At 68.6% G+C, this 4,333-nt stretch carries 4 protein-coding genes; 3 read left to right on the top strand and 1 reads right to left on the bottom strand.

Annotation, left to right across the window (positions count from 1 at the left end):
• On the bottom strand, window positions 1-1,295 hold a 1,295-nt coding region (locus ACFVJS_RS26535; RefSeq protein ID WP_378886554.1), incomplete at its 3' end, for an exo-beta-N-acetylmuramidase NamZ domain-containing protein.
• Window positions 1,296-1,490: 195 nt separating this feature from the next.
• Between ACFVJS_RS26535 and ACFVJS_RS26530 the strand changes: the two genes are divergently transcribed.
• The 3 genes from ACFVJS_RS26530 to ACFVJS_RS26520 all read left to right on the top strand — a co-directional run.
• Window positions 1,491-1,745, top strand: coding sequence for a DUF3311 domain-containing protein (locus tag ACFVJS_RS26530; protein ID WP_091043495.1), 255 nt, complete (start codon window positions 1,491-1,493; stop codon window positions 1,743-1,745).
• Window positions 1,742-3,382, top strand: a complete 1,641-nt coding sequence (gene mctP / locus ACFVJS_RS26525; RefSeq protein ID WP_378886553.1) for a monocarboxylate uptake permease MctP — start codon at window positions 1,742-1,744, stop codon at window positions 3,380-3,382. The genes ACFVJS_RS26530 and mctP overlap by 4 nt, the downstream gene beginning before the upstream one ends.
• Before the next feature lie 519 nt (window positions 3,383-3,901).
• Window positions 3,902-4,333, top strand: a 432-nt coding sequence (locus tag ACFVJS_RS26520; RefSeq protein WP_378886552.1) for a hypothetical protein, incomplete at its 3' end; no start/stop codon positions are given.

Here is a 4,333-nt window from a genome sequence, read left to right as displayed (position 1 = left end):
CTCGCCGAGGGTGGCGTGCCGGTGGTCGAGCTGACGCTGCGTACGCCGGTGGCGCCGACGTCGATCTGCGTACGCAGCCTGGTCGATCCGGTGAGCTTGTCGATCCAGAACGGGCGGGCGGTGTCCCAGGAGTCCTGCCGCCAGGCGAACTCGGGATAGAGCGCCTTCGCAGTGACCAGCATCTCGACCCCGGCGCGGATCGGGTCGAACCGGTCGCGGTCCTGGATCGTGACCTGCACGCCGCCGCACACCTTGCCGGCGTGCTTGTTGACCGACGGGTTGAAGTAGGCCTCCCGGAACGTCACGCCCGGCAGGTTCGCCTCCTCCAGCGCAGCGGCCCAGCGGTGGTCGACGAACGGTGCCCCGATCAGCTCGAACGGCTTGGTGGTGCCGCGCCCCTCGGAGAGGTTGGTGCCCTCGAACATGCAGGTGCCGGGGTAGGCCAGTGCGGTGTCCGGCGTCGGCATGTTGGGGCTGGGCAGGATGAAGTCGAGACCGGTGTCGGCGTACAGCGTCCGTCTCCGCCACCCGGAGACCTGCACGATGTCGAGCTGTGCCAGCCTCCCGCCGGCGTGCTCCTCGAGGAACTCGCCGTCGAAGAACCGGGCCAGCTCGCCCACCGACATCCCGTGCTGCTGGACGATCTCGCGGGCGCCCACGCCCGAGGTGTACGCCGCGGTCATCATCGGTCCGCGGGCCACGCCGCCCACGGGGTTGGGCCGGTCGAGGACGACGAAGCGCTTGCCGGTCGCGACCGCCGCCTGCATCGCCGTCCACATCGTCCAGATGTAGGTGTAGAACCGGGAGCCGACGTCCTGGATGTCGAAGACGACGGTTTCCACGTCGGCCGTGGTGAACAGCTCGCGCATCTTCGCCACGTTCGCGCCGTAGGCGTCGTAGACGGTCAGCCCGGTGCGCTCGTCGACGAAGGTGCCCTCCGAGCCGCCCGCCTGGGCGGTGCCGCGGAAGCCGTGCTCGGGGCCGAAGACACCGGCGATCTGCACGGCCCCCGACTCGTGCATCTCGTCGACGATGTTGCGCAGGTTGCGGAGCACGCCGGTGGGGTTGGTGATGATGCCGACCCGCTCGCCCGCCAGCATCGACCAGCCCTCGGATGCGGCCCGGTCGGCTCCTGACCGGACGGCCTCGCGCCCGAGCGGCTCGACGGTCGGGCCGGGCGTCTCCGTCGCGCCCGCTGCCCCGGACGAGCCAGGGAGAAGTGGAGTCGCCGCGGCGCCGGCCGCGACGGCGCCGAGGAGGCGGCGTCGGTCGATCCTGGGGACTTCAGTGCTCATGGGCGCTCCTGTGCCGAGGGGGAGGATCACCTTGCAGGCTAGCCCTGAAGGCGTCGAACGGCAGGCGATTCGACCGTTCGTCGTGGCAGATCGACCGTTCGTCGTCGTGCCGGTCGGATGGGCTGGACACGGTAGGTGAATGTGACCAAGGTCACACATCGCCCCATCTCACTCGACAGATCTCGGAGGTGACCCATGCCGTCCTCGTCCAAGGGCTCGTGGATCCTTGTCGGGATTCTCCTGTTCGCGGCGGCAGCACCGTCACTCGCGGTGCCGCTGTACGCGAAGGAGGACCCGACGCTCGCCGGATTCCCGTTCTACTTCTGGTTCCAGCTCGTCTTGATCCCCTGCTCGGTCCTGTTCACGACCATCGCCTATTTCGTCGCGAAGGCCGCGTTCCGGCGCGACCGTGCCGCCGCCGGGCGCCCGTGGAAGGAGGGCGGCCAGTGAGCGCGGTCGCAGTCTCCGTCTTCGCCTTCCTCTTCCTGCTCGTCACGATCCTCGGCTTCTCCGCCGCCCGCTGGCGCCGGGCGAAGTCGCTGGACAACCTCGACGAGTGGGGCTTGGGCGGTCGTGGCTTCGGTACGTTCGTGGCCTGGTTCCTCATCGGCGGCGATCTCTACACGGCCTACACCTTCATCGCGGTCCCGGCGACGCTGTTCGCCGGCGCCGCCGTCGGCTTCTTCGCCGTCCCCTACACGATCCTCGTCTACCCGATCATCTTCGCCTTCCTGCCGAAGCTGTGGTCGGTCTCGCACAAGCACGGGTACGTCACCCCGGCCGACTTCGTCACCGGCCGCTACGGGTCCAAGTCCCTCGGTCTCGCGGTCGCGCTGACCGGCCTGCTCGCCACGATGCCCTACATCGCGCTGCAGCTGGTGGGCATGGAGGTCGTGCTCGAGGTGATGGGGCTGCAGAGCGACTCCTCGAACTGGTTCGTCCGGGATCTGCCGCTCTTCATCGCGTTCGCGGTGCTTGCTGCCTACACGTACTCCTCCGGGCTGCGGGCGCCGGCGCTGATCGCGTTCGTGAAGGACTCGCTGATCTACATCGTGATCATCGTCGCGATCGTCTACATCCCGTCGCAGATCGGCGGCTGGGGCAACATCTTCGAGACGGTGCAGACCAGCTTCGACACCTTCAACACCGAGAACGCGGATGCGATCGCCGCCGGCGACGCGGCGCCGAAGGCGCTCTTCCCGACGCAGGCCGCCGGTCAGTGGGCCTATGCCTCGCTCGCTCTCGGCTCGGCGCTGGCACTGTTCATGTACCCGCACTCGATCACCGGCGTCCTCTCCACCCGCAGCCGCAACGTGATCCGTCGCAACGCCTCGCTGCTGCCGGCCTACTCGTTCCTGCTGGGCCTCCTGGCGCTGCTCGGGTTCGTCGCCCTCGCCGCGGGTGTCATGGTCGGTGACCCGCCGAACCCGCAGCTCGCGATCCCGCAGCTCTTCGAGGACCAGTTCCCGGCGTGGTTCGCGGGCGTGGCGTACGCGGCGATCATCATCGGTGCGCTGGTGCCGGCGGCGATCATGTCGATCGCGGCCGCGAACCTGTGGACGCGCAACATCTACAAGGCCTACCTGAAGCCCGACGCGACCCCGCAGGACGAGGCCAAGCAGGCCAAGATCGTGTCGCTGATCGTGAAGTTCGGGGCACTGATCTTCGTGCTGGCGCTGTCCAAGTCGTACGCCATCAACCTGCAGCTTCTCGGCGGCGTCTGGATCCTGCAGACGCTGCCCGCGATCGTCGTCGGGCTCTACACCCGGTGGTTCCACCGCTGGGCGGTCCTGGCCGGCTGGGCGGTCGGGATGGCGTACGGAACGTACGTGGCGTACGGCGTCTCCTCACCCACGCAGGAGCACTTCGGCGGACCGCTGGCGCCGTTCCCCGGCACGCAGACCCCGATCTACATCGCGCTCACCGCGTTCCTGCTGAACGTCATCGTGGTGGTCGTGCTGACCCCGATCCTGAGGGCGCTCGGGGTGCCCGACGGCGAGGACGCCACGGTGGCCTCGGACTACTCGGTCGACGCCGGGGACGAGGGCGTCGTCGACGAGTTGAGCTCGACGACGGAAGTTCGCTAGAGATCCGAGCAAAGTCCCGCAAACACGTCCCAGTGGCGTGTTTGCGGGACTTCTTCCATATCTCCGACGTAACTGCAACGTCAACGCACGCAACGACGTAACAGGTATCGAAAGGGTCTGAATCCGGACCGATCTCGGGAGCGTCCATGTGGGGCAATGAGGCAGTGACGGCCTCGACGAGCAGTCGAGGCGGCGGTGTTCGCCGGGCCGTGACGGCTCGCCATGCCCTGTCCGAGCCCGCGACCGAGCGTGATGATGAGCAACGGATCCATGCAGGCGATTGGGCGCCGGGGGGCGTCGTCTGCGTGGATCTACCACCGGGCGTGACAGTGGCAGATCCTCGGGACTGCCGATCCGCCCGGTCCGACGGGTGGGGCTATGAGTGCGCCCAGGACCGCGCTCGCCCCGCCCGGCGGGACCCCGTCCGCGCCGCCGCGATCCCCGAGCGCTCGGGCGCCGGGTGTAGGCGCTGACGGGGTCCCGCATCTCGTGACAGGCAACTCGCGACAGGAGAACGCAATGAGCTCGAAGGCACTCGGGAGGCTTCGGCGGTCGGTGGTGGTGACCCTGCTGGCGGGTGCCTTCGTGGCCGCCGGTGCCGGGGTCGCCCGCGCCGACTCGGAGCCGATCAAGGCTCCTGATCGTGGACCCGTGGCTCCGGTGACGATCTCAGGGGCGATGGCGGGAAGCGACGCGAGTGTGACGGTGGCGACCGACGGGACCGCAGTGGTGGTCAGCGGTCGTGCGCACCTCGAGTCCCCGATCGATCAGGCCAACAGCGGCGTGGTTCACCATGACGAGGACACCGGTTCGCCGCTCGGTCGTGGTCGCGACCTCGGTCTCGACTCGGACTTCCTGGGCGTGGCCGGGGGAGCCACTGGTGACTCCTCGTCCATGGATGTCGTCGGCACGGTGCGGATCGGGATCGAGAAGCACTACTACGTCCCGCGC

The sequence above is a fragment of the Nocardioides sp. NPDC057772 genome (assembly GCF_042798075.1).
Lineage (GTDB): Bacteria > Actinomycetota > Actinomycetes > Propionibacteriales > Nocardioidaceae > Nocardioides.
This window is presented reverse-complemented; position numbering and strand designations above follow the sequence as displayed.